The sequence below is a fragment of the Streptomyces sp. CB02959 genome (genome assembly GCF_002803155.1).
Taxonomy (GTDB): Bacteria; Actinomycetota; Actinomycetes; order Streptomycetales; family Streptomycetaceae; genus Streptomyces.
This window is the reverse complement of sequence record NZ_NNBP01000040.1, coordinates 60781-84470: the sequence shown is the minus strand read 5'-3', so window position 1 is coordinate 84470 and position 23690 is coordinate 60781. Positions and strand designations below refer to the sequence as shown.

At 73.2% G+C, this 23690-nt stretch carries 20 protein-coding genes and 1 pseudogene; 4 read left to right on the top strand and 17 right to left on the bottom strand.

What is annotated here, in order from left to right; genetic code table 11:
• The first annotated feature begins 545 nt into the window (after window positions 1–545).
• On the top strand, window positions 546–992 hold the full coding sequence (locus tag CG747_RS41650) for an SSI family serine proteinase inhibitor (RefSeq protein WP_100607111.1): 447 nt from the start codon (window positions 546–548) through the stop codon (window positions 990–992).
• Between the two features lie 130 nt (window positions 993–1122).
• Here the strand turns inward: CG747_RS41650 and CG747_RS41645 are convergent, their stop codons facing one another.
• From CG747_RS41645 to CG747_RS41595, 11 genes and pseudogenes are all read right to left on the bottom strand, one after another.
• Entirely contained in the window at window positions 1123–2151 is a 1029-nt protein-coding gene (locus tag CG747_RS41645; RefSeq protein WP_100607103.1) for a S1 family peptidase, read from the bottom strand.
• A 471-nt stretch (window positions 2152–2622) separates the two neighbouring features.
• Window positions 2623–3564, bottom strand: coding sequence for a slipin family protein (locus CG747_RS41640; RefSeq protein WP_100607102.1), 942 nt, complete (start codon window positions 3562–3564; stop codon window positions 2623–2625).
• Between the two features lie 188 nt (window positions 3565–3752).
• The gene (locus CG747_RS41635) at window positions 3753–4664 is read right to left on the bottom strand and encodes a S1 family peptidase (protein ID WP_100607101.1); all 912 of its coding nucleotides are present in this window, start codon (window positions 4662–4664) and stop codon (window positions 3753–3755) included.
• Window positions 4665–4943: 279 nt separating this feature from the next.
• Window positions 4944–5750 carry a DUF1684 domain-containing protein gene (locus CG747_RS41630; protein WP_100607100.1) on the bottom strand — a complete coding sequence of 269 codons (807 nt, stop codon included), beginning with the start codon at window positions 5748–5750 and terminating at the stop codon, window positions 4944–4946.
• Window position 5751: 1 nt separating this feature from the next.
• Window positions 5752–7120, bottom strand: a pseudogene (locus tag CG747_RS41625) (LLM class flavin-dependent oxidoreductase).
• On the bottom strand, window positions 7117–8232 hold the full coding sequence (locus CG747_RS41620; protein WP_100607099.1) for an LLM class flavin-dependent oxidoreductase: 1116 nt from the start codon (window positions 8230–8232) through the stop codon (window positions 7117–7119). Before CG747_RS41620 ends, CG747_RS41625 begins: the two are co-directional and overlap by 4 nt.
• A 41-nt stretch (window positions 8233–8273) precedes the next feature.
• A complete protein-coding gene (locus CG747_RS41615; protein ID WP_100607098.1) occupies window positions 8274–9242 on the bottom strand; it encodes an ABC transporter substrate-binding protein in 969 nt (322 codons plus the stop codon).
• 77 nt (window positions 9243–9319) lie between these two features.
• Window positions 9320–10081 carry an amino acid ABC transporter ATP-binding protein gene (locus tag CG747_RS41610; protein WP_100607097.1) on the bottom strand — a complete coding sequence of 254 codons (762 nt, stop codon included), beginning with the start codon at window positions 10079–10081 and terminating at the stop codon, window positions 9320–9322.
• Window positions 10078–11010 (bottom strand): amino acid ABC transporter permease, encoded by a 933-nt coding sequence (locus tag CG747_RS41605; protein ID WP_100607110.1) that lies wholly within the window; start codon window positions 11008–11010, stop codon window positions 10078–10080. Before CG747_RS41605 ends, CG747_RS41610 begins: the two co-directional genes overlap by 4 nt.
• Entirely contained in the window at window positions 10994–12898 is a 1905-nt protein-coding gene (locus tag CG747_RS41600; protein ID WP_100607096.1) for an FAD/NAD(P)-binding domain-containing protein, read from the bottom strand. Before CG747_RS41600 ends, CG747_RS41605 begins: the two co-directional genes overlap by 17 nt.
• On the bottom strand, window positions 12895–13758 hold the full coding sequence (locus CG747_RS41595) for an amino acid ABC transporter permease (protein WP_100607095.1): 864 nt from the start codon (window positions 13756–13758) through the stop codon (window positions 12895–12897). The genes CG747_RS41600 and CG747_RS41595 overlap by 4 nt, the downstream gene beginning before the upstream one ends.
• A gap of 488 nt (window positions 13759–14246) precedes the next feature.
• Between CG747_RS41595 and CG747_RS41590 the strand changes: the two genes are divergently transcribed.
• Together CG747_RS41590 and CG747_RS41585 are read left to right on the top strand one after the other, a co-directional pair.
• Window positions 14247–14753: a GNAT family N-acetyltransferase gene (locus CG747_RS41590; RefSeq protein WP_100607094.1), complete on the top strand. Its 507-nt coding sequence runs from the start codon at window positions 14247–14249 to the stop codon at window positions 14751–14753.
• Entirely contained in the window at window positions 14750–15703 is a 954-nt protein-coding gene (locus CG747_RS41585) for an ABC transporter substrate-binding protein (protein WP_100607093.1), read from the top strand. Before CG747_RS41590 ends, CG747_RS41585 begins: the two co-directional genes overlap by 4 nt.
• A gap of 117 nt (window positions 15704–15820) precedes the next feature.
• Here CG747_RS41585 and CG747_RS41580 read toward each other — a convergent pair whose 3' ends face one another.
• From CG747_RS41580 to CG747_RS41565, 4 genes are read right to left on the bottom strand one after another with little or no spacing between them, the layout of a single operon-like run.
• Entirely contained in the window at window positions 15821–16423 is a 603-nt protein-coding gene (locus tag CG747_RS41580) for an ATP/GTP-binding protein (RefSeq protein ID WP_100607092.1), read from the bottom strand.
• Window positions 16407–16748, bottom strand: coding sequence for a DUF742 domain-containing protein (locus CG747_RS41575; RefSeq protein ID WP_100607091.1), 342 nt, complete (start codon window positions 16746–16748; stop codon window positions 16407–16409). Before CG747_RS41575 ends, CG747_RS41580 begins: the two co-directional genes overlap by 17 nt.
• On the bottom strand, window positions 16745–17170 hold the full coding sequence (locus CG747_RS41570; protein ID WP_100607090.1) for a roadblock/LC7 domain-containing protein: 426 nt from the start codon (window positions 17168–17170) through the stop codon (window positions 16745–16747). The genes CG747_RS41575 and CG747_RS41570 overlap by 4 nt, the downstream gene beginning before the upstream one ends.
• On the bottom strand, window positions 17167–19650 hold the full coding sequence (locus tag CG747_RS41565) for a nitrate- and nitrite sensing domain-containing protein (protein WP_100607089.1): 2484 nt from the start codon (window positions 19648–19650) through the stop codon (window positions 17167–17169). The genes CG747_RS41570 and CG747_RS41565 overlap by 4 nt, the downstream gene beginning before the upstream one ends.
• Window positions 19651–20045: 395 nt before the next feature.
• On the opposite strand from CG747_RS41565, the gene CG747_RS41560 reads away from it, so the two are divergent.
• Window positions 20046–20495, top strand: coding sequence for a cell division protein SepF (locus CG747_RS41560; protein ID WP_100607088.1), 450 nt, complete (start codon window positions 20046–20048; stop codon window positions 20493–20495).
• A 104-nt stretch (window positions 20496–20599) separates the two neighbouring features.
• Here CG747_RS41560 and CG747_RS41555 read toward each other — a convergent pair whose 3' ends face one another.
• Window positions 20600–21793 carry an acyl-CoA dehydrogenase family protein gene (locus CG747_RS41555; RefSeq protein ID WP_100607087.1) on the bottom strand — a complete coding sequence of 398 codons (1194 nt, stop codon included), beginning with the start codon at window positions 21791–21793 and terminating at the stop codon, window positions 20600–20602.
• A 133-nt stretch (window positions 21794–21926) separates the two neighbouring features.
• Window positions 21927–23618 (bottom strand): MFS transporter, encoded by a 1692-nt coding sequence (locus tag CG747_RS41550; protein WP_257981077.1) that lies wholly within the window; start codon window positions 23616–23618, stop codon window positions 21927–21929.
• Window positions 23619–23690: the final 72 nt, after the last annotated feature.

The following is a 23690-nucleotide window of genomic DNA, read 5'->3' as shown; positions in this document are numbered from 1 at the left end:
CGTCGCCTGGCTCGTCCAGCACGGCAACCGCAGACTCCGCTACCGCGGAACCATCAACAACAACATCTGGCTCCACACCCGAGCAGCCGCCCTCAATCTTCGCCGACTGACCAACCTCGGACTCACCCACACTGGCGACAGCTGGCAACTCGCCCTGGCCACCACATAACGAACAAGGGCTGCCCGGCCTCCGGCCGGACAGCCCCTCACCAAGATCTTCATGAGCCTTCTCGGCCGCACCCGGCCCGCCGGGCCGGGAAGGCCCTGCCCTTCGGCCAATCGCCGGAGATCGAAGCCCGGCCGAACGACCGGTCGGCGGCCGGATACCCCCGTCCGCGGGCGCTCCCGGCGCCGCCGGAGGACTCTCATCCGCGCTGGCCGCGCACCACCCCCGGGCACCCCGCTCCCCCGCCGCCGGACGCATTCGCGCCATTACCCTCAGCTTTCATCTATCGACCGAAAGTGATCGGACCGCGTGCGTTTGAGATGCGGTTGAGCCAGACTCCCGTCCGGCATCTGCACCTACGAGCAAGGGAGTGTTCGTCATGCGGTACATCACTGGAGCGGTCGCGATCGGCGCGGCGCTGGTTCTGGGCGCACTGTCCACCACCGCGCAGGCCGCGGCCGCTCCGGCCCAGCCCGCCCGGACCGGTGGCCTCTACGCCTCCTCCGAGCTGGTACTGACGGTCGGTCGGGGCGAGACCTGGGCGACCGCCACGGTGGAGCGCGCGGTGACGCTCAGCTGTATGCCGGGGGCCTCCGGAAGCCACCCGGTCGCGAAGTCCGCCTGCGCCCAACTGCGTTCGGTCGCCGGCAACTTCGACGCGGTGACCCAGAACGCGGCGGCCGGCGAGCGGCTGTGCACCAAGGAGTGGGACCCGATCCTGGTCACCGCGGACGGCGTCTGGCAGGGCCGCCGGGTCGGGTACACGCACGTCTTCGCCAACACCTGCGCGATGACGGCCGGCAAGGGTTCGGTCTTCGAGTTCTGAACCGCCCCCGAGCGCTTCCCGAGATGACGTCGGGAACGCGGCGGCAGGGCGGCGACAGCGCCGGCCCCCGGACGAGGAGTGCGTCCGGGGGCCGGTGTCCGCCGTCGGCCGGGGGCCGGTGCGGCCGAGGTCAGCCGATCTGTGCGCCGTACGCCTGGAGGGCGGCCGGAACCGGCTGGAAGAAGGTCTCGCCGCCGTTGGTGCAGTCGCCGCTGCCGCCGGAGGTGAGGCCGAGGGCGCTCTCGCCGTCGAAGAGGGCGCCGCCGCTGTCACCGGGCTCGGCGCAGACGTCGGTCTGGATCAGCCCGTCGACCGTGCCCTCCTGGTAGTTGACGCTGGCGTTCAGCGCCTTGACGGTGCCGTCGTGCACCTGGGTGGTGCTCCCGCTGCGCTTCACCTTCTCGCCGACGGTGGCGTCCGCCGCCTTGGAGATCTTCTGGGTGCCCCCGTAGAGGTCCACCTCGCTGGGGTGCTCGGCGTTGCCGGTGTACTTGGCGATCGAGTAGTCGTTGCCCGGGAACTTGGACTGCTCGGTGGTCGCGATCGTCTGGCCGCCCTGCTGGTCGGACCACTCCTTGACCGCGTTGCCGCAGTGGCCGGCGGTCAGGAAGTACGGCTGGCCGTCCTTGACCACGTTGAAGCCGAGCGAGCAGCGGGCACTGCTGCCCCAGATCGCGTCGCCACCGGCGATGAGCGGCTTGAACTCGCCCTTGCTGTGGCGGATTTCGACGGTGCCACCGAGGCCCTTGGCGACCGTGGTGAGCCGGTCCAGCTTGGCGCCGGTGACCGTGCGGTCGGCGGTCACCACGACCTTGTTGGCCCTGGGGTCCATCGCCCAGGCGGTGCCGGGGATGGTCGCCTTGGCCCTCAGGGTCTGTCGCGCGGCGTCGAGCTGGGCCATCGAGTGCTGGACGATTCTGGCCTCCGCGCCCTTGGCCCGGACGGTCGCGGCGGACGCCTCGTCCACGACGTTGACGACCAGCTTCTGCGCCTTGGCGTCGTAGAACGCGCCGGCCGTACCGGTCTTGAGCTGGGACGCCAGGGTGGTCGCGGCGGCCGGCGAGAGCTTGGCCGCCGAAGGGGCCGGGGCCGCGTGGGCGTTGGCGAGGGTGACGGTCGCGGTGGCGGCGAGCGCGAGCGCGCCCGCACTGGCCAGCATCGCGCGGCGGTGGGGTATGCGTCGGTGCGTCAACTCAGAACCTCCCGTGGGGGGATGGGCCCGGACTGTGGGGAGTCGGGTGGGCCCGAGAGTGAGGTGCGAGGTACCGGGCACGGACGGCCGGCCCCGTGGCGCTGCCGCGGGGAGTCGCGTCCATGCCAACGGAGCCGAGTATTCCCACCCGCCTCACTCGTGCACAAGACCGGGTTCCGGTCTCAGATACGGGAGTTCACGTTTTCACCACACGCCATTCACACCGATATGCGCGCGCCGAACTCCTGAGTGCGGACATCAGAGGGCGCACGGCGCGGTCGGCGGCGCCCGAAGTGTGAGGGCCGCAGCTGTCCGGAAAGCGTCCCCGGAATTCCGAACCGGCAGCGGCCCGACGCCGGCCGCACGGGCGGCGCACAACGGCGGACGACCGTCGTACCGTGGTACGACGGTCGTCTGTGACGGTGTTACAGCGGGCCGCTACCCGAGGCGCTCGGACTCCGGGAGGTCCTCCAGCACCGGGAGGGCGTCGACGTGGCCGTCCTCCACCGGAGCCGGGGGCGGGGGCGGGGGCGGGGGCGGGCCGGCGTCATCGTCGGCCGGCTGCCGCGCACGGGCTCGTTCGGCCTCCGCCGCCACCTGCGCGGTCTGCGCCTCGGCCTGGAGGCCGGAGCGTTCCAGGAACCGCAGCAGCTCCACGGGGAAGGGCAGGACGAGGGTGGAGTTCTTCTCGGCGGCGACCGCCACCACGGTCTGCAGCAGCCGGAGTTGCAGCGCCGCGGGCTGGTCGGACATGGCCGCGGCGGCCTCGGCCAGCTTCCGGGACGCCTGGAGTTCGGCGTCGGCGTTGATCACCCGGGCCCGGCGGTCCCGGGTGGCCTCCGCCTGGCGGGCCATCGAGCGCTTCATCGCATCCGGCAGCGAGACGTCCTTGATCTCGACCCGGTCGACGCTCACTCCCCAGCCGATGGCCGGGCTGTCCATCATCAGCTCCAGGCCCTGATTGAGCTTCTCGCGGTTGGACAGCAGGTCGTCCAGCTCGCTCTTGCCGATGATCGACCGCAGCGAGGTCTGGGCCATCTGGGAGACCGCGAAGCGGTAGTCCTCCACCTCGACGATGGCGTCGGCGGCGTCGATGACCTTGAAGTAGACGACCGCGTCCACCCGGACCGTGACGTTGTCCCGGGTGATGCCCTCCTGGGCGGGCACCGGCATCGTGACGATCTGCATGTTGACCTTACGCATCCGGTCGACGGCCGGGATGATCATGGTGAAGCCCGGACCGCGCACCGGGGACGTCAGCCGCCCCAGCCGGAGCACCACACCGCGTTCGTACTGCTTGACCACGCGCGCCGCGGCCATCAGATAGACCGTTCCCGCGGAGGCCAGCGCCACCCCGGCCGCCACCAGTTCTCCGACCATCACGGCCCCCTGACGTGTGCCGTCGCGACGCGTACGGATCACGTACGGATACGTCGCGTTAAGTCGCTTTTGCCTCCATGGTAGGCCCGGCCCGGAGGCCGGTCGAGGCTCGCGGCGGGCCCGCCGCCGGGTCCCCGCCGGCCGATCGGCGGAGACCCTCCTGCCTTGCGACGCCTGGTCTCAGCCGGTCAGTAGACGCTCACGCCGTACGCGCTGAGCGCCTCGGTGACGGGCTGGAAGAAGGTGGTGCCGCCGCTGGTGCAGTCGCCGCTGCCGCCGGAGGTCAGGCCCAGCGCCTTGGTGCCCGCGTAGAGGGGGCCGCCGCTGTCGCCGGGCTCGGCGCAGACCGTGGTCTGGATGAGGCCGGAGACGATGTCGCCGCTGCCGTAGTTCACCGTGGCGTTCAGGGCGGTGACCTTGCCGCTGTGGATGCCGGTGGTGGAGCCGCGGCGGGTGACCGTCTGGCCGACCGTGGGGTTCCCGGCGCTGGTGATGTCCTGGCTGCCGACCGTACCGGCGTGCGCCACCGAGGCGTTGGTGTACTTCACGATGCCGTAGTCGTTGCCGGGGAAGCTGGAGCCGGTGGTCGGCCCGATGCTGGTGGTGCCGGAGGAGTTGGTGTACCAGGGCGGCTTGCCGTCGGTGCAGTGACCGGCCGTCAGGAAGTAGTAGGTGGTGCCGCTGCGCACGTTGAAGCCGAGCGAGCAACGCCAGCTGGGCGCGTAGATGGCGTCGCCGCCGGAGATCAGCTTGCGGATCCGGCCCGCGGTGCGCTCGATCCGGACCGCGCCGGCGTTGCTCCCCGCGGCCTGCTGGATCTTGGCGATCTGGGCCTTGGAGACGGTGCTGTCGGCGGTGACGACCAGGGTGTGGGTCGCCGGGTCGACCCGCCAGGCGGTGCCCGCGACGTCCGCGGTGCGGACCGCGTTGCCCGCGGCGGTGAGCTGGGCGGCGTTGAACGTCGCGGTGGGGGCGGGGGTCTGGGCGCCGGCGGCGGTCGGGAGGGCGATGGCGCCGACGGCCACCAGTCCGGACGCCGCGGCGATCAGCCGGGTGCGTCTCGCCACGCCGCTACGGGGGGTGGTGCGCTCGTTCCTCACTGATTCCTCCGAGGGGGATCGGGGGCCGCCGGTGGGCGACCCGTGAGGCGCAGCCGAAGGGCACGCGGGCGCATGCGGGAGACCCCCCGCGATTTTTGCGTGCCCCTGACAAACGCTCGCTGAGCGGGAGTGTCCGGTGCCCGACCCCCGTGGCGCAAGAGGGCTGCCCCGATCCCGTGCCCCGCGCACCACCCCGCCGCGCACCCCCAACACGCCGCCCCGGCAACCGAGTTGACGGCTGCCGGGGCGGTGCGGCCCGCGGGCGGGGCGGTGTCCGGCTCAGCGGACGAGGGCGTTCCGCTCCCCCGCCCGCAGGGCGAACGGCAGGGTGTTGCCGGGCGGCGGGAAGGGGCAGATGAAGTGCTCGGCGAAGGCGCAGGGCGGCAGCTGGACGCGGTTGAGGTCGACCGGCACGGTGCCATCGGCGGCCGGGGCGGGCGTCCGCAGGAAGCGGAAGCGGTAGCTGTCGGTACCGCTGGTGGCATCGGCCAGCACCGCCCACAGTGAGCCGTCCGGCTCCACCGCGACCTGGAGGGTGTGCTCGTCGCCGTCGAGGGTGAGGGCCAGCTCCCCGCCGAGGACGAAGCCCCGCTCCCGCCCGTCGGCGTTGGGCACCTGGATCGTCCGCCGCTCGACGTACGGGCGGAACAGGCCCGGCCGCACCCAGCGCGCGTCGTGCGGGTGGGCGTCGATCCCGGCGAAGGCGCGCCGGGCCGGGGCATCCGGGTCGACGTCGCGCACCGCCCACAGCCCCTCGCGGTGCAGTACCACCAGGTGGCGGGCGCCGTGGGCGACCCGGGCCGCCGCCGGGCCGCCGTCCTGGCCGAGCCGGAAGGTGCCGGCGGCCGGCGCGCCGTCCACGGTGAGCCCGTCCTCGGGCGCGGCCTCCAGGACGACCGCGGCCCCGTCGGCGGCGGCCGTCCAGCGCCCCGGCAGCCCCGCGATCCGGCCGTCGGGGTGGTCGGCGAGCCAGTGCGTGCCGACGAGCGCGAGCGGACCGTACGGCCCGGTGACCGCGGCCAGGCGCCCGTCGCGCCACTCCTGCCACTCCTGGACGGGGTCCGGCCCGGGTGTGCTGCTGGTCATGTCAGTCCTTCCATACGGGGCGGACCGGATCCGGCAGCCCCAGATGGGAGCGCAGGGCGGTCCCGGTGTATTCCGTGCGGTACGCGCCGCGCTCCTGGAGCAGCGGGACGACCCGCGCCACGAACGGGTCGAGCCCGCCGGGCGTGAGGTGCGGCACGAGGATGAAGCCGTCGGCGGCGTCGCTCTGCACGAAGTCGTCCATCTCGCGGGCGACGCTCGAAGGGGTGCCGACGAAGGACTGCCGCCCGGTCGTCTCGATGACGGTCTCCCGGATGGACAGCCCCTTGGCGTGGGAGAGCTCCCGCCACCTGTCGGCGACCGCCTTCGGGTCGGCGATCCGGACCCGGCCCTGGGCCAGCTCGGCGCCGGGGTCCGGGTCGATGTCCGGCAGCGGCCCGTCGGGGTCGTAGGAGGACAGGTCCACCCCCCCACACCTGCTCCAGCGCGAGCAGTGCGCTCTGCGGGGAGACCTGCTGCCGGCGGATCTCGGCGGCCTGCTCCTGGGCCTCGGCGAGGGTGTCGCCGAGGACGAAGGTCACCCCCGGCATGATCTTGAGGTCGGCGGGCCGTCGCCCGTACGCCGGGAGCCGGCGCTTGACGTCCGCGTAGAAGGCCCGGCCGGCCGCCGGCCCGCTGTGCCGGGTGAAGATCACGTCGGCGGCGGAGGCGGCGAACTCCCGCCCCTCGGCGGAGTCCCCGGCCTGGATGACGACGGGGTGGCCCTGCGGGCTGCGCGGGACGCCGAACCCGCCCCGGACGGTGAAGTGCCGGCCGCGGTGGTCGACCCGGTGCGGCGGCTCACCGACCGGCCGGGAGTCCCACAACTCCCGTGCGGTGGCCAGGAACTCGGCGGCCCGGGTGTAGCGGTCGGCGCGGTCGAGGTAGCCGCCGCGCCGGAAGTTCTCCCCGGTGAAGGCGTCGGAGGTGGTGACGACGTTCCAGGCCGCCCGGCCGCCGCTGAGGTGGTCCAGGGAGGCGAACCGGCGGGCCAGTTCGTAGGGCTCGTTGAAGGTGGCGCTGACCGTGCCGGCCAGGCCCAGGCGCTCGGTGACCGCCGCCAGGGCGTTGAGCAGGGTGAGCGACTCGGGCCGGCCGAGCACGTCGAGGTCGTGGATCCGCCCCTTGTGCTCGCGCAGCCGCAGCCCCTCCGCCAGGAAGAAGAAGTCGAACAGGCCGCGCTCCGCGGTGCGCGCCAGGTGCACGAAGGAGGCGAAGTCGATCTGGCTTCCGAGAGCGGGGTGACGCGCAGCGTCTCGGCCAGGGGTGGTGGTCGGGCCGGCGGGCGGGACGGCCCAGACGGTGGTGTTGTTGACGCCGGGGAAGTGCGCGGCGAGGTGGATCTGCTTGCGGGGACGGCGTTCCGGGCTCATCGGCCGACCTCCCGGGCGAGGGCGTAGACGCTGGCGGGGCGCGGCAGACCGAGGTGCGCGCGCAGGGTGGTGCCCTCGTAGGAGCGGCGGAGCAGACCGCGTTCCCTCAGGAGCGGCACGGTGTCCTCGACGAGCCGGGGCAGGTCCCGGGCGGGATCGGCGGGACGCAGGTGGAAGCCGTCGGCCGCGCCCTGGGCGAACCAGTCGCCGAGCAGGTCGGCGAGGCCGGCGGCGTCGGCCGGGGAGCGCAGCTCGACCGGCAGCGAGGCCAGCACCAGCAGCCGGCCGGGGTCGCGGCCGTGGGCCAGGGCGCGGGCGCGCAGCTCGACGCGGGCGGCGCCGGCGGTCTGCGGATCCTCGGCCCGGACCAGTGCGACGTCGGCCCGGGCGGCGGCCACCTCCCGGCGGGCCGCCGCCGCGTGCCCGGCTCCGCTCGTCGCGCCGGGTGGCCCCCCGCCGTCCGGCCCGCCGGTGTCCCCGGTCACCTCGACGACGGTCACCGGGCGGCCCTGCGGCGGCCGGGGCACGATGGACGGCCCGCGGACCGAGAAGGCGCGGCCGGTGAAGTCGACGTGGTGCAGCTTGTCGCGGTCGACGAAGCGGCCGGTGGCCCGGTCGCGGATCTCCGCGTCGTCCTCCCAGCTGTCCCACAGCCGCCCGGCGACGTCGGCGACCTCGCCGGCCTCCGGCCAGACCTCGGCGACCGGGGCGGCCGGATGGGGGTCCCTCCCTGTTCGAGCGAAGCCGAGAACTTGGGGGCGCCCGACGAGCGCGGCCTCGTCCTCGGTGGTGGACACCTCCACCGTCCAACCGGCCCGGCCGCGGCTGACCCAGTCCAGGGTGGCCACGGCGGTGGAGACGTGGAACGGCTCGGTGTGGGTGGTGGTCACCGTCGGGACCAGCCCGATCCGTTCGGTGGCGGGCGCGATCCGGGCGAGCACCGCGAGCGCGTCCGGGCCGGGACCGCCGAAGCGGTCGCCGAGGGTGACGAAGTCCAGGGTGCCGCGCTCGGCGAGCCGGGCGAGGGCGGTGTGGTGGGCGGCGTCGTAGCGGGGCGGGACCCGCGAGGCGTCCAGCGCGACGGCCAGCCGCAGGTGGTGCGGTACGGGCATGGGGTGGGCCTTCCTGTGCGGTACGGGGCCGGGGCGCGGGGTCAGTCGGAGGTCCTGGGCAGGCCGGGCGGGTTGATCCGCGAGGTCGCGACGGCCTCGGCGGTCAGCCCCCAGCGGGCCAGCACCTTGGCGTAGCGGCCGTCGTCGATGACCTTCTGGAGGGCCGCGGCGTACGCCTTGACCAGGCCGCTGCCCTTCCGGGTGGTGGCGGCGATCTCGCCCTGGAGGTGGGCGCCGCCGCCGGAGAAGATGCCGGCGATCTCGGTCCGGCCGGCGACGCCGACGTGGTACGCGACGGACGGGTCGGGGCCGAAGTAGCCGTCGATCCGGCCGGATTGGAGCGCGAGGTAGACGTCCGAGGGCTTCTGGAAGTACTTGACGTCCACCGGTTTGCGGCCGGCCTTCTCGTCCTCCTTGCTCCAGTCGAGCAGGATCTTCTCCTGGTTGGTGCCGGAGCCCACCGCGATGGTCTTCCCCGCGACGTCCCGGGCGCCGCGGACCTTCCAGCCGGCGCCCTTCTTGACCTCCATCCCCAGCTGGTCGAGCCGGTAGGTGGCGAAGTCGTACTTGTCCTTGCGCTCCTCGGTGACGGTGACGTTGCCGAAGACCGCGTCGAGTTTGCCGCTGTCCAGGCCGACGAAGAGGTTCTCCCAGGACAGCGGCTCGAAGTGCGGCTTCAGCCCGAGGGTGTCGGCGACGAGGGTGGCCAGGTCCTCCTCGACGCCGATGAGGGTCTTGTCGTCGGTGGCGTAGAAGCTCAGCGGGGGGCTGCTCTCGGCGCCCACGCCGATCCGCAGTTCGCCGGTCTCCCGGACCCGGGCGGGCACCAGCGCGGCGCTCCGGGGGTCCCTGGTCCCGCGGACGCGGTGCTGCTCGGGGCCGATGTTGATCTTCGGGCCGTGGTTCCCGGAGCTGACCTCCGCGCTCGCCGTGTCGCCGGAGCCGCAGCCGGTGAGCAGGGCGGAGCCGGCGGCGAGGGCGAGGGCGGCGGCGAGTGTACGGCGGATCACGGGGTGTCTCCTCGACGGCGGTGCGGACGGTACGGGGACGGCGGGCACGGCGGACACAGGGGGCGCGGCGGGCACGGTCACAGCACCTTGGAGAGGAAGGACCGGGTGCGCTCGTGGCGCGGGTGGTCGAGCACCTGCCCGGGCGGGCCCTGCTCGACGATCCGCCCGCCGTCCATGAAGACGACGGTGTCGGCGACCTCGCGGGCGAAGCCGATCTCGTGGGTGACGACGATCATCGTGGTGCCCTGGTGCGCCAAGTCCCTGATGACGTCGAGGACTTCGCCGACCAGCTCGGGGTCGAGCGCCGAGGTCGGCTCGTCGAAGAGCAGCAGGGTGGGTTCCAGGGCCAGCGCCCGGGCGATGGCGACCCGCTGCTGCTGGCCGCCGGAGAGCTGCCCGGGGTAGGCGTCCGCCTTCTCCGCCAGGCCGACCCGGGTCAGCAGCCGGCGGGCGGCGGCCTCGGCCTCCTTGCGCGGGCGGCGCTGTACGGCGATCGGGGCCTCGACGAGGTTCTCCAGGACTGTCAGGTGCGGGAAGAGGTTGAAGTTCTGGAAGACGAAGCCGATACCGGTGCGCTGCTTGAGGATCTCCCGTTCGCGCAGCTCGTAGAGCCGGTCGCCGGACCTCCGGTAGCCCACCAGCGCCCCGTCGACGCTGATCCAGCCGCTGTCGACCTGCTCCAGGTGGTTGATGGTGCGCAACAGCGTCGACTTGCCCGAACCGGACGGTCCGAGCACCACCGTCACCTCGCCGGCCGCGACCTCCAGATCGATACCGCGCAGCACCTCGGTGGCGCCGAAACTCTTGTGGACGGACCGGATTTCCACCATGGCGCTCATCGCGCGACCCCCTTGGCGTAGTGACGTTCGACGAAGTGCTGGAGGACGGAGAGCACGGTGGTGAGGAGGATGTACCAGGCGGTGGCGACCATCAGCAGGGGCACCACCTGGCCGTTCCGTCCGTAGACGACCTGGACCTGGTAGAAGAGTTCGCCGATCGCCATCACCGAGACGATCGAGGTGCCCTTGAAGAGCGAGATCACCTCGTTGGTGGCGTTCGGCAGGATCGAGCGCATGGCCTGCGGCAGCACGATCCGGCGGAGCCGGCGCAACCGGGGCAGCCCGAGCGCGGCGGCGGCCTCCAACTGACCGGAGTCCACGGCCTGTACACCGGCCCGGACGATCTCGGCGGCGTAGGCCGCCTGGTGCAGCGCCAGCCCGAGGACCGCCGCACCCATCGCGCCGACCAGTCCCATGGTGTCGAAGTGGAAGAAGGCCGGGCCGAACGGGATCCCGAAGTCCAGCCGCTGGTAGAGGTAGGCGAGGTTGAACCAGAACAGCAGCTGGACGATGAGCGGGATGGAGCGGAACGCCCAGATGTAGCCGAACGCCACCCAGCGCAGGAACGGGCTGGCGGACAGCCGCATCAGGGCCATCACCAGGCCCAGCGCGAAGCCGAGGGCGGTGCCGTAGACGGTCAGCTGGAGGGTGACCCAGACCGCCTTCAGGATCGTGCCGTTGGCGAAGAACCGCGCGAACACCTCCCACTGCCACGCCGGGTTGGTGACCAGGCCGTGCGCGAACTGGGCGAGCAGCACCGCGGTCACCGCGATCCCCGCCCAGCGCCAGGGGTGGCGTACCGGGACGACCTTCAGCGCCGCCGGGTCGTCCGCCTCCGGAGGTCCGGCGCGCTGCGGTACGGGGCGACCGGCCGCGGCGGATCCACCGGGGGCCCCACGGGTGACGGCGGAATCACTGGTCAGCGGCATCGTCGGTCCTCGGGGTGAGTGCGGGGACCGGTACCGGTGGGGCGGTGCGGTCGCGGAGGAAGGTGAGCAGGGCCCGCGCGGTCGCGTCGTTCTGCCGGAAGGCGGGCGCGTTGGTACGGGGACGGGTGAAGGCACCGCTGCCGCGGGCGTCGGTGTACGGGCCGAGGGCGAATCGGCGCGGGTGCGGGCGGCCGGCCCGGTCCAGGATCCGGCCGTCGGCGGGATCGACGGCCAGCAGGCCGCCGTCCGTGGCGCGGGCGCCGTCGGCGTGCAGCGCGGCGAGCAGCCGGTCCCGGGTGCGGAGCACGGTCGGTTCCGGCAGCCGCGCCTCCACCAGGGCCCGGGCCTCGGTCCACTCCCCCGGCAGGCCGGCGGACCCGGCCCGGAACACCCCGCGGGCCTCGTCGGCGGTGACGGTGAGGCCCGCGCCCAGGAAGCGCACCACCCCGGCCCGGGAGAGCGCCAGCAGCTGCCGCAGCCGGGGCCCGGGCGGCCCGGAGGCGAGGAAGCTGAAGAAGCCGTGCCACCAGGGCCCGTGGTCGCCGAGCCGGATCAGCTGGCCGTAGACCGACAGCAGCGCGAGGAAGACCGCCAGGTCGGGGCTGTGTGCGGGGTCGTGGCGGCGGGCCAGGTCGGCCTCGATGTGGGCGCGCAGCCCGGCCTGGCGGGCCGCGTCGTCGGCGTAGCGGATCCCGTCCAACGGGTGGTCCAGCGCCTCCAGGTCGAGCCGGTCGGCCGGGTCGGGGACGGCGGCGGAGACCAGTGCCTGGAGGGCGCCGCTGCCGGGGCCGGCGGCGGCGTACTTCTCCTCGAAGTCCGGCCACGCCATCCGGGTGCGTTCGGCGTGCGCGGTGAACAGCCGGTGGTAGTGGGCGAATCCCAGCTCCTTGTCGATCAGCGGCCGGACGTCCCTGGGGAAGTCGATCCCCCCGGGCCGGGCGAGCAGCGCGTCGACCTCGGCGGGGCCGAAGAACCGCGGCAGCGGCGGCCGTTCGCCGGACGGCGGGTAGCCGATCTTGGAGTGGTAGGGCACGCCGCGCCGGGACCCGACGTGCAGCACCGGTTCCCGGCCGGAGGGGTGGTAGGTCAGCTCTCCGTCGCGGCCGGTGGTGTACGTCCCGCCGCGCCCCTCGGTCAGCAGCACCATCAGGTCGACGAAGGCCAGCCCGAAGCCGCGCACCAGGACCGGTTCGCCGGGCCGCAGTGCGCCGAGGTCACTGTCGGCGGTGAACGCCGGCGGCAGGTACGTCAGCCCGTGCCGGGCCGCGAAGTCCGTCAACTCCCGTTCCTCGGGGCCGAGTCGGGATTCCAGATGCCCCAGCGTCAGCACCACCAGGTCGGCCCGCAGCGGTGCGGGGCGGCCCGCCAGCCACACCTGCTGCCGCCCCTCGCGCGGCCCGGAGACCCGCAGCGCGGTCCCCCGGTGCTCGTGCACGGTGACCCGGGGCGGCAGCGCGGCCACCGCGTCCTCGTAGACCCAGCGAAGGTAGGCGCTCTGCAGCCGCCGCCCGGCGAAGTCCGTCGGGCCCAGCGCCGCCGCGTCGTCGGCGAGGCCGGACGGGGCGGCGAGCCGCCCGTCCCGTACCGCGCCGGCCCACTCGGCGAGCGAGGGACCGGGCCGTACCGGACCGGTCTGCTCGACGGTCTCGTCGGTGAACATCGTGACGTCCTCGGCCATGGAGTTCATCCACAGCAGCGGGGACTGCGCCCGGCGCCAGATCCGGCCGCCGCCGGGCGGGTGCGGATCGACCAGGTGCAGGTCGAGGGGCGCGTCGCCGTACAGCTCGGGGGCGTTGGCGGCGATCCGCTCCAGCACTCCGGTGCCCCGCGGGCCGGCGCCCACGATCACCACGGACGGCCGGACCAGGTCCCGCGCGGCCGGGCTCATCGGGCACCGGCCGTTCCGCGGGCGTAGTGCCGCTCGATGTAGTGCTGGCCGACGCCGAGGACCGAGGTGACCAGGACGTACCAGAGGGTCGCCACCAGCAGCAGCGGGATGACCTGGTAGGTGCGGTGGTAGACCAACTGGACGGAGTAGAGCAGGTCCTGGACGGCGATGACGCTGACGATGGAGGTGCCCTTGAGGGTGCCGATCAGCATGTTCCCGGCCGGCGGCACGATCGACCGCATCGCCTGCGGCAGCACGATCCGGCGCAGCCGCCGCCCGGCCCCCAGGCCCAGCGCCTGGGCAGCCTCCAACTGGCCCTTGCCGACGGAGAGGATGCCGCCGCGGACCACCTCCGCGGCGTACGCGGCCTCGTGCAGGGTCAGTCCGATGACCGCGACGGCCACCGGCGAGAGCAGGTTGACGGTCTTGACGCCGAGGACGACCGGGTACAGCGCCCCGATGTTGAACCAGAACAGCAGCTGCACCAGGATCGGCATCGACCGGAACAGCCAGACGTAGCCCCGACCGATGCCGCGCAGCACGGGGTTGCCGGACAGCCGCAGGACCGCGAGCCCGGTGCCCAGCGCGAAGCCCAGCACCATCACCACGGCGGTCAGCCAGAGCGTCAGGCCCAGGCCGCGCAGTACGGCGGAGGTCAGGAAGTAGTCGGCGACCACGTCCCATTGGAAGGCGCGGTTGCGGACGACGGAGGTGAGGGCCAGCACCAGCAGGACGAGGAGGACCGCGGCGGCCGTCCACTGGCCGAAGCGGCGGCGCGGCACGATGCGCGGGGCGGGCGGCGCCGGCTCGGCGGGCGGCGCCGCGGACACGGCAGGGGCGTCGAGGGTGTCGGAAGGCATGCGAAGGCTCCGTGGATGCACGTCGGATCGATCACGGGAGTCGAGCGCCTTCACACAGGCAGAACGGGCCGCGCCCCTCAGCACGACCGGCTCTTGAGGCTATGGGGTCAACACGGCTCGCTGTCAAGGGCGTACGGTCCGCCGTCCACACTGTGAGCGATGGATCACTTCGCGGTTGACGCGGAAACGGATGCCTGTTCCACTTGGCCGCATGCATCCATGGCAGCGGCTGGTCACCCGTGACCACATCGACTTCGGTCGCGTGTGGTCGTCCTCCTGTTGAGCTGACCCCCTGCCCCTGAGGCCCGCCGTTCCCGGCCGGGCCGATTCCGCGGCTCTCCTTCCTTCCCGCCGCGCGCCTTCACACCCGCGCCGCCGTCCGGCGCACCCCTCCCTCGCTCCACCGTTCCACCCGTCTTCGCCCCGCTTTGTCCATCCGGCGCGCTCGTAGACCGTCGAGCGCCGCCACCGGCCACGGAGGCGCCCCGATGACCGCCGCGCCACGGCCGCCCCGCGCGGCCCGTCTGACGATCCATCACACCACCGTCACCGATCCGCTCGCCCGCCCCCTGCTGGACGAGCTGACCCACGAGTACACCACCCGGTACGGCCGGCCCGTCGACCTCTCCCAGGAGTACCCGGCCGCGGAATTCGCCCCGCCCGGGGGCGCGTTCCTGCTGCTCCTGGAGGACGGCAGCCCGGTCGCCGGCGGCGCCTACCGCCGCTACGCCCCGGACACCGCCGAACTCAAACGGATCTGGACGCACCACGCACACCGCCGCCGCGGACTGGCCCGCCGCGTCCTGACCGCCCTGGAGCGGCACGCCGCGGACCGCGGCTACACCCGGATCCACCTCACCACCGGCCCCCGCCAGCCGGAGGCCAGACACCTCTACCTGTCGGCGGGTTACCGCCCCCTGTTCGACCTGACCGCCGACCCGGAGTCGATCGGCCCGCTGCCGTTCGAGAAGCACCTGGAGATCCCGCACCCATGACCACCACCCACACCTCCCGCACCGCGCTGCGCACCGCCGCGCTCCTGGCCACCGCGGCCCTGGCGGTCACCGGCTGCGGCACGGACGGCACGGCCGCCGGCACCCCGGACGCCGGACCGGCCGCGGCGACCGCCAAGGTCCCCACCACCGACGTGGTCTCCGCCGTACGGAAGGACCCGGCCGCCGCCGCGCTGCTGCCCGCCGACGTCCGCGCCCGCGGCACCCTCGCCCTGGCCAGCAGCGTCGGCACCCCGCCCGGCGCCACCTACCTTCCCGACGGCAGGACCCTGGCCGGCCAGGACATCGACTTCGCGGACGCGGTCGGCAAGGTCCTCGGCCTGAAGCTCACCCGGGAGGTGGCCGGCTTCGAGGCGATCCTGCCGGCCCTGGGCAGCGGCAAGTACGACGTGGGCACCGGCAACTTCGGCGTCACCGACGAACGCCGCAAGACCCTCGACTTCGTCACCTACATCAACGACGGCCAGGGCTTCGCGGCCCGCCGGGACAGCCCGCTGAAGAAGGTCACCGCACTGGCCCAGCTGTGCGGCCTGACGGTGGCCACCGGCGCCGGCACCACCTTCGAGACCACACTGGAGGCCAACGCGCACCTGTGCAAGGACGCCGGGAAGCCGCCCTACGACGTCAGGACCTACGCCGACCAGGGCGCCCTGTGGATCTCGCTCCAACAGGGCCGCAGCGACGTGGTGATGAGCACCATCAACGGACTGCGCTACGCCGTCGCACAGCAGCCGGGGCTGCGCTTCCTCAACGAGTTCAAACGCCTGGACGTCGGTTTCGCCTTCAAGAAGGGGACACCGCTGGCCCCCGCCTTCCAGGCCGCGGTCAACCGGCTGAAGAAGGACGGGACGTACGACCGGATCCTGAAGAAGTGGGGCACCGGTCCCTCGGCCCTCACGGCCTCCCGGATCAGCCCGCCGGAGATCCGCTGATCCGGCGGCCCCCGGTGTGTCCGCCGCACCGGCCGCGGACGCACCGGGGGCGGGCGGCCCTCCCCGGCCTTCGCCGGGGATCCCCATGCCCGCCCGCCCCACCTGCCGCACCACCGCTCAGCGGGCCAGCGCCCCCACCCGGGGCGCGCCGCCGGCCGCGTGGCGCAGCACGACCTGGTCCATCAACGCCGCCAGCACATCGCGCACCGACGCCCAGTCCCGTGCGTCGCAGGCGATCACCGGCACCCCGCCGTCGATGCCCAGCGCCTCCCGGACCTCCTCCAGCGCGAACTGCTGCGCATCGTCGAAGTGGTTGACCGCCAGCACGAACGGCATCCCGCGCTCCTCGAAGAAGTCCAGCGCCGGGAAGGAGTCCTCGATGCGCCGGGTGTCGACCAGCACGATCGACCCCAGCGCACCCTCCACCAGGTCGTCCCAGAGGAACGAGAAACGGTCCTGGCCGGGCGTGCCGAAGAGGTACAGCACGATCGACGGGTCGAGGGTGATCCGGCCGAAGTCCAACGCCACCGTGGTGGTGGTCTTGTTCTCCACGCCGACGAGCGAGTCCACCCCGACCGAGACCTGGGTGATGGCCGCCTCGGTGTCCAGCGGCTCGATCTCGGAGATCGCCCCGATGAACGTCGTCTTGCCGACGCCCAGCCCACCGCTGATGACGATCTTCACGGCGAGCGGTGCGGCCTTCTCAGAGCGCCCTGACATGGTCCCTGATCCTCTCCAGGACATGGAGCGGCAGCTCCTTGGGTTGTTGACAGACCAGCAGTCCGCCGACGACGAGGTCGGCGATGAGCACCTTGGCGACGCCCAGCGGCACCCCGATCCCGGCGGCCACCTCGGCCACCGTCGTCGGCTGCGCGCACAGCGCCACGATCCGGCGGCGCTCGAACTCCAGCGTCCCCGGCGGCGGTTCGGGCACCGCCACGACCAGCGTCTCCAGCCGCAGGCCGTCGTGCATCGGCTCGGCCCGTCCGCCGGTCATGATGAACGGCCGGACGAACAGCGCGTCCTCCTCGCCTTCCTCGCTCATCGGGGCAGTACCTGCCGCAGATCCGCGATCAGCGTCGGGTTCAGCAGGTCCCCGGCCCGCTCGGCCAGGACCGCCATCTCGTAGCCGACCAGACCCAGTTCACCGGTCGAGTCGGCGAGCACGCCCAGGCAGCTGCCGTCCCGGATCGCCGAGACCAGCAGGAAGCCGCGCCCCATCTCGATCATGATGAGCTTGACGCCGTCGAACTCGTAGCGCCGCGAGGCGCTGCGGGCCAGGCTCGACAGTCCCGAGACCACCGCGGCCAGATGGTCCGCGTCGGTCCGGTTCAGCCCCTCCGACACGGCGACCAGCAGGCCGTCCGAGGAGACCGCCACCGCGTCCCGCACCCCGTCCGTCTTGCGGACGAAGTTGGCCAGCAGCCAGTTGAAGGTCTGCGAATCGTTGTGGAGATCGACGCTCACTTCTGGTCCCCCTTCGACGCGGCCTGCTCCGCCCGCTGTGCCTGCTCGTCCTGCCCGCGGCCCGGCCCGCCCCGGTCGTCGGCCCCCCGCTCCTTCTCCGTGGCCCGCTCACGCTCCTTCTCCACGCTGATCCCGCCGCGCATATGGGCGCTGCGGAGGGAGGCGAGCATGCCGGAGACCTCGTCGGGCGAACGGTCGGGCGTCGGTGCGGCCTCCTGCTGCCAGCGCGGCGCCGCCGCCTCGTCGACCGCCGACTGGATGGCGCTGCGCTTGGCGCGCTTGACCAGTCCGTTGCGGGTGCGGGCCGCCGAGGACCCGCGCGGCCCGGCCGGCGCGGCGGCCCCGGACTCCCGCTCCGCCCCCGCCTCCCGGGGCCGGGGCAGCGGCGCGGACCGCTCGCCGCCCGCCGCGGTCCGCGCCGCGTCCGGCCGCGCGTCGTCCGCCCCGCCGTCCGCCGCCGTGGCGTGCTCGTCCGGCACCGCGCTCCCCTTCCCCTTCGCCTTGGCCCGCGCCGGCTTCTCCGGCACGGCGGGTACCACCGGCGCCGCGGCCGACTCCGCGAGGTGGGCGGCCGGGATGAGCACCCGGGCGACGGTGCCGGCGGCCGGCGCCTCCCCGAGGCGGACCTCGATCCCGCACTTGCGGGCCAGCGCGCCGACCACGAAGTGGCCGAGGAACCGGGTGGGTTCGGCCATGAAGCTGGCGGCCCCGGAGAGCCGGACATTGGCCTCGGCCATCGCCTGGGCGTCCATGCCGGTGCCGTGGTCCACGATCGCGACGAGGTAGCCGGCGCTGGTGCGGCGGCCCTCGACCTCCACGTCGGTGTCCGGCGGCGAGAAGCTCAGCGCGTTCTCGATCAGCTCGGCGAGCAGGTGGGAGATCTCCGAGACCACCGTGCCGCCGAGGAAGGCGGCGTCGACCCGGCGCAGCTTGACCCGGCGGTAGTCCTCGACCTCGGAGAGCGCCGCCCGGATCACGTCCGTCACGGACAGCGGAGTGGCCCAGGTCCGCGGGCTGGCCTCGCCGGCGAGCACCAGCAGGCTCTCGGCGTTGCGCCGCATCCGGGTGGCGAGGTGGTCCAGCTCGAAGAGGTTGGCGAGCGTCGCCGGGTCGGCGTCCTCGTGCTCCAGCTTGTTGATGAAGCTGATCTGGCGGCGGACCAGGTTCTGGTTGCGGCGGCCGAGGTTGACCAGCGACTCGGTGGCGTTGCGGCGCAGTACGGCCTGCTCGGTGGCGAGGTCGTAGGCGGCCTTCTGCATCTGGTCGAAGGCGTCGGCCATCTGCCGGACCTCGGTGCCCGCGCCGCGCGGCACGGTCAGCGGTTGCAGCGGCTCCGGCTTGCCGGACTCGTTCTGGACGCGGGCCACGGCGGCCGGCAGCCGCTCCCCGGCGACCTCCCGGGCCTGCCGGGTCAGCGAGCCCAGCGGCCCGGCGACCGAACGGGCGGCGCCCACCGCGAGCGTGCCCAGGGCGAGCACCGAGCCGACGGCGAGCGCCGCGAACAGCGCCAGGGTGCCTGCGGCGTCGCTCTCCAGCACGGTCGCGCGGTCCTTGATGTCCGCGCCGAGGGCGATCTGGACGGTGCGCAGCCCGTTGATGGTGGCGGTGGCGGAGTTGTACCACGCGGTCGGCGGCACCTTGCCGTCGCCCGGCAGGGTGCCCCGCCCCGCGACGATCTGCTTCTCGTAGCCGAACAGCTCCCGGGCGGACGGCGTCGCCAGCGCGTCCTTCACCCGGCGCTCCTGGCGGGGGGTGGCCCACTCGGGGAACTCCTCCAGCGAGGCCAGCCGCCCGGACCGGGTGGTCATGAAGCGGGTGTAGTCGTCGCCGCCGAACCGGCCGGCGTGCAGCGAGCCGAGCACGATGGCCCGCTCCTGGCCGGTGAACTCCTTGGCGGTGCCGAGGATCTGCAGTGCCTGGTAGTCGGCCCGCAGCTGGGCGTCGCGGACCTCGACCAGGCCGGCCCCGATGCGGTTCAGCGCGATGTTGGTGGTGGTGAAGTAGTCGTAGGTGCGCCCGACCTGCCCGGTGCCGCGGTCCGCCGCGGTCCGGATGCCCTGGAGGGCGTCGACCCGGCCCAGTCCCTGGCGCACGGCCGCGGCGGCGCTGTCCTGGCGGTCCGCCAGCTCCTGCCGCACCTGGACCAGCGCCCGGTCGGTGAGCCTGCGCTGCGCCAGCATCCGGTCGTGGAACTCGGCGATCCCGCCCACGTAGCCGGTGGTCAGGCCGCGCTCCTTCTGGTGCTCGTGGATGAAGCCCTGGAGCGCGTCGGAGAGGTGGGCGTCGGCGGCGGTGGTGCTGGCGTTCTCGTAGTCGCCGAGTTGCCGGGCGGCGGAGAAGCCCAGGAGCGCCAGGAGTATCACCAGGGCCACCGCGAGGATGCGGATGAGCTTGGCGCGGATGGTGCGGGGCGCCACGACCGTCGCCGTGAACGCCCTGCGGAGGCGCGGGATGCGCTCCTGCGTGATCGGTGAAGTCACGTGCTGATCTTTCGGAGTGAATGTAGAGGAACAGAGGTTTTTCTGTTCCCGTGTCAACGACGCTCCGTTGGGTCAGTCACCCGATCATCGGGCTATATCGCTGGGGTCCGTCCAGGCCCCGGACATATGCCCTGGCCCCACGCCCGAACCGACCTCCAAGTCATATCCCGCCGACGCCGTCAACTTGTCGACTTCACCGATTCGGGTACCGACCGTGACGCCTTTCGTACTGTCAGTTCACCACCAGGGCACGCGAGCTGACAGCGCACCACCCTCTTTGCACCAGATATGTCACGAACCCCCCGTGCGGCGGCTATCCGCTTGGCACACCCTCGCCCTCATGGACGACGATAGGGCGAACGGAACGCACACGCCGCGGGTGAGAGGAGGCGTCAATGGGATCGGTACGCAAGGCGAGCGCCTGGCTGGGCCTCGTCGACGACAACGATGACGAGCGCTACTACGACGATGACTACGCCGAGGGACCCGAGTCCGCCGACTCGGGCGGCAACCCCTGGGTGACCGACCCCCGGGTCCAGGTGGCCGACGAGGCCGCCCAGCACCAGGGCACCCGCATCGCCACGGTCACCCCGGCCTCCTTCCGGGACGCCCGCGGCATCGGCGAACTCTTCCGGGACGGCGTCCCGGTGATCGTCAACCTGACGGCCATGGAGTCCGCCGACGCCAAGCGGGTGGTGGACTTCGCCGCCGGCCTCACCTTCGGCCTGCGCGGCTCCATCGAGCGGGTCGCCACCCGGGTCTTCCTGCTCACCCCGAACGACTACAGGGTCGTCACCGGCGAGACCCGCGGCCCGCGCAACGGCGGCTTCTTCAACCAGAGTTGAGGGGCCGCGGGTGCCCCTTCCGGCCGGTGGGCCGACCCGCGGGGCAGCCGCGGTCGGTCACTGCGCCCTCCGGGAACGGCGACCGCCGGAGACGATCCGGCCGCTCACCGGAAGGCATCGAGTCCGGTGAGCGCCTTGCCCAGCACCAACTGGTGCATCTCCGCGGTGCCCTCGTAGGTCAGCACCGACTCCAAGTTGGTGGCGTGCCGCATGACCGGGTATTCGAGCGAGATCCCGTTGGCGCCGAGGATGGTCCGGGCGGTGCGGCAGATGTCGATCGCCTCGCGGACGTTGTTGAGCTTGCCGAAGCTGATCTGCTCCGGCAGCAGGGTGCGGGCGTCGAACCGCCGCCCCAGGTGGTGCGCGAGCAGCAGCCCCTTGTGGAGCTCCAGCGCCATGTCGGCCAGTTTGGCCTGGGTGAGCTGGAAGCCGCCGATGGGCCGGCCGAACTGCTCGCGGGTCCGCGCGTAGTCGAGCGCCGCCTCGAAGCAGGCGCGCGCCGCCCCCATCGAGCCCCAGACGATCCCGTAGCGGGCCTGCCCCAGGCACCGCAGCGGGGCGCCGAGTCCCCGCGCCTCCGGCAGCACCGCGTCGGCGGGCAGCCGGACCTCGTCCAGGACCAGTTCGCTGGTGACCGAGGCGCGCAGCGACCACTTGTGCTTGATCTCGGGGGCGGCGAAGCCGGGGCGGTCGGTGGGGACGACGAAGCCGCGGATGCCGTCGTCGGTGCGGGCCCAGACCACCGCGACGCCGGCCACCGAGCCGTTGGTGATCCACATCTTGCGGCCGGTCAGCACCCAGTCGGAACCGTCCCGCTTGGCGTACGTCCGCATGCCCGCCGGGTCGGAGCCGTGGTCCGGCTCGGTCAGTCCGAAGCAGCCGATGACCTCGCCGGAGGCCATCCGCGGCAGCCACTGCTGCTTCTGCTCCTCCGAACCGAAGCGCCAGATCGCGTACATGGCCAGCGAGCCCTGGACGGAGACCAGCGAGCGGATGCCGGAGTCGGCGGCCTCCAGTTCCAGGCAGGCGAGTCCGTACTGGACGTGCGAGGCGCCGGCGCAGCCGTAGCCGGTCAGGGACATGCCCAGGGCGCCGAGCGCGCCCAGTTCCCGGGCGAGTTCGCGGATCCCGGGGAGCTCGCCGCGCTCGTACCAGTCGGCAACGTGCGGCAGGACCCGGTCACCGGCCCATTGGCGGACGGTGGCGCGGACCGCCCGGTCCTCGTCGGTGAGCAGGTCGTCGAGGCCCAGGGGGTCCTCGGGGTCGAAGGGCGGGAGCGTGGACGGCGTTGCGGGCATGGCGGATCCTCCGACGGATTCAGCGCTCGCGCGAAAAACTAGCAGTGGTAGTTACGCGCGTCCGACGGTACGGTCCCCGGCACCGCCCGGCAAGGGTCACCCGCCGGGCGGCGGGCCGGGAGCCCGCCCCGGATCAGCAGCCGGTGCCCGCGGGGGCCGGCGCCCCCTCGCGCCCGGCGGTCGCGGCGCCGTCCTCGGCAGCGGCCCCGGCACCGTCCTCGGCGACGACCGCGGCGCCCTCCTCGGCGGCGGCCCCGGCGTCTGCCCGCTCGACGGACTCCGCGGCCCGGCGCGGCAGCCGCAGCGCGATCCCCGCACCGACCAGCAGCAGCACCGCGCTGGCGATCAGGGTGACCCGCAGACCGTGGATGAAGGCGTCCCGGGCGGCCACCCGGAGCGTCTGCCGGGCGTGCTCCCCGAGGCCGGCGGCGACCTTGTACGCCTCGCCGAGCGAGTGCGAGGCCGAGTGGGCGGCCCGGTCGGAGACCCCGGCGACGCGGTTCAGGCCCGGCGCGTAGGCGGCGTTCATCACGCTGCCGAGCAGCGCCACCCCGATCCCGGCACCCAGTTGGTAGGCGGTCTCACCGAGCGCCGCCGCACCGCCCGCCTGGGCGGCCGGCGCCTCGCTGAGCATCGACTCGTACGCCCCGAACAGCGTGGACTGGAAGCCGTAGCCGAGCAGCACGAAGCCGAGGGACAGCTGCCAGAAGTGGTCCTGGCTGCCCAACGCGGTCAACGAGAGCACCGCGAGCGCGGTGAGGGCGAAGCCGCCGACGACCATCACCCGCGGGCCCAGGGCCTGCAGCAGCTTGGAGCCGGTGAGGCCGGCGGCCATCGCGGAGAACACCAGCGGCAGCATCCGCAGCCCGGTCTCCAGCGGGCTCAGCCCCAGCACCAACTGGAGGTACTGGACGGCGATCAGCTGCAGTCCGACGAGGGCGAGCATGGCGAGCACGATGCAGCAGATGGAGGTGCCGAACGCCGGCCGGGCGAACAGCCGCATGTCGATCAGCGGGTGGGTGCGGCGCCCCTGCCGGCGGACGAAGAGGATCAGCAGCACGGCACCGACGACGATCGGCAGCAGCGTGGTCACCCCGACCACCGGGGCACCGCTCCCCAGCCGCTTGACCCCGAGGACGATGCCCAGCACGCCCAGCGCCGCGATGACCGCGCCGACCAGGTCCCAGGGCCCGTTGCGCTCGCCCCGCGACTCCGGCAGCAGCCAGCGCCCTATCAGGAACATCGCCGCCATCATCGGGATGTTGATCAGGAAGACCGAGCCCCACCAGAAGTTCTCGACCAGGAAGCCGCCGAGCACCGGGCCGACCGCGGCACCGACCGCGGCCACCGCGCTCCACACGCCGATGGCGACCGCCCGCTCCCGCCGGTCGGGGAAGACCTGACGCAGGATCGAGAGCGTGGCCGGCATGATCATGGCGCCGCCGATGCCGAGCAGCGCCCGGGCCGCCATCAGGATCTGCGGATTGGGCGCGAGCGCGGCGGCGGCCGAGGCCAGGGCGAAGAGCCCGTAACCGAGCAGCAGGACGCGGCGGCGGCCGACGCGGTCGCCGAGCGTGCCGAAGAGGATCAGCAGCGAGGCGGCGATCAGCGGGTAGATGTCGACGATCCACAGCAGCTCGACCGGCCCGGGCCGCAGATCCTCGGTGATGGAGGGCACCGCCACATAGAGGATGGTGGTGTCCAGCGCGACGAAGAGCAGGCTGACGCAGAGCACGGTCAGCACGGTCCAGCGGTTCACGCCACCGCCTGTGTGCCGGGGAATACCACCCGTCCGCCCCCTGCCGGACGCGGTCGTCCCTGACATCCAGAACCTCCTGTCATGCGCTCGCCGTGCTGCGCTCGCGGCCACGGTCCAGGGCGCGACGACGCACCGGCG

Bases quoted from the DNA above. Each gene is read 5' to 3' on its own strand.
- CG747_RS41650 (WP_100607111.1), top strand. From the start codon at position 546: ATGCGGTACATCACTGGAGCGGTCGCGATCGGCGCGGCGCTGGTTCTG.
- CG747_RS41645 (WP_100607103.1), bottom strand. From the start codon at position 2,151: ATGCTGGCCAGTGCGGGCGCGCTCGCGCTCGCCGCCACCGCGACCGTC.
- CG747_RS41640 (WP_100607102.1), bottom strand. From the start codon at position 3,564: ATGGTCGGAGAACTGGTGGCGGCCGGGGTGGCGCTGGCCTCCGCGGGA.
- CG747_RS41630 (WP_100607100.1), bottom strand. From the start codon at position 5,750: ATGACCAGCAGCACACCCGGGCCGGACCCCGTCCAGGAGTGGCAGGAG.
- CG747_RS41620 (WP_100607099.1), bottom strand. From the start codon at position 8,232: ATGCCCGTACCGCACCACCTGCGGCTGGCCGTCGCGCTGGACGCCTCG.
- CG747_RS41610 (WP_100607097.1), bottom strand. From the start codon at position 10,081: ATGAGCGCCATGGTGGAAATCCGGTCCGTCCACAAGAGTTTCGGCGCC.
- CG747_RS41605 (WP_100607110.1), bottom strand. From the start codon at position 11,010: ATGCCGCTGACCAGTGATTCCGCCGTCACCCGTGGGGCCCCCGGTGGA.
- CG747_RS41600 (WP_100607096.1), bottom strand. From the start codon at position 12,898: ATGAGCCCGGCCGCGCGGGACCTGGTCCGGCCGTCCGTGGTGATCGTG.
- CG747_RS41595 (WP_100607095.1), bottom strand. From the start codon at position 13,758: ATGCCTTCCGACACCCTCGACGCCCCTGCCGTGTCCGCGGCGCCGCCC.
- CG747_RS41590 (WP_100607094.1), top strand. From the start codon at position 14,247: ATGACCGCCGCGCCACGGCCGCCCCGCGCGGCCCGTCTGACGATCCAT.
- CG747_RS41585 (WP_100607093.1), top strand. From the start codon at position 14,750: ATGACCACCACCCACACCTCCCGCACCGCGCTGCGCACCGCCGCGCTC.
- CG747_RS41580 (WP_100607092.1), bottom strand. From the start codon at position 16,423: ATGTCAGGGCGCTCTGAGAAGGCCGCACCGCTCGCCGTGAAGATCGTC.
- CG747_RS41575 (WP_100607091.1), bottom strand. From the start codon at position 16,748: ATGAGCGAGGAAGGCGAGGAGGACGCGCTGTTCGTCCGGCCGTTCATC.
- CG747_RS41560 (WP_100607088.1), top strand. From the start codon at position 20,046: ATGGGATCGGTACGCAAGGCGAGCGCCTGGCTGGGCCTCGTCGACGAC.
- CG747_RS41555 (WP_100607087.1), bottom strand. From the start codon at position 21,793: ATGCCCGCAACGCCGTCCACGCTCCCGCCCTTCGACCCCGAGGACCCC.
- CG747_RS41550 (WP_257981077.1), bottom strand. From the start codon at position 23,618: ATGTCAGGGACGACCGCGTCCGGCAGGGGGCGGACGGGTGGTATTCCC.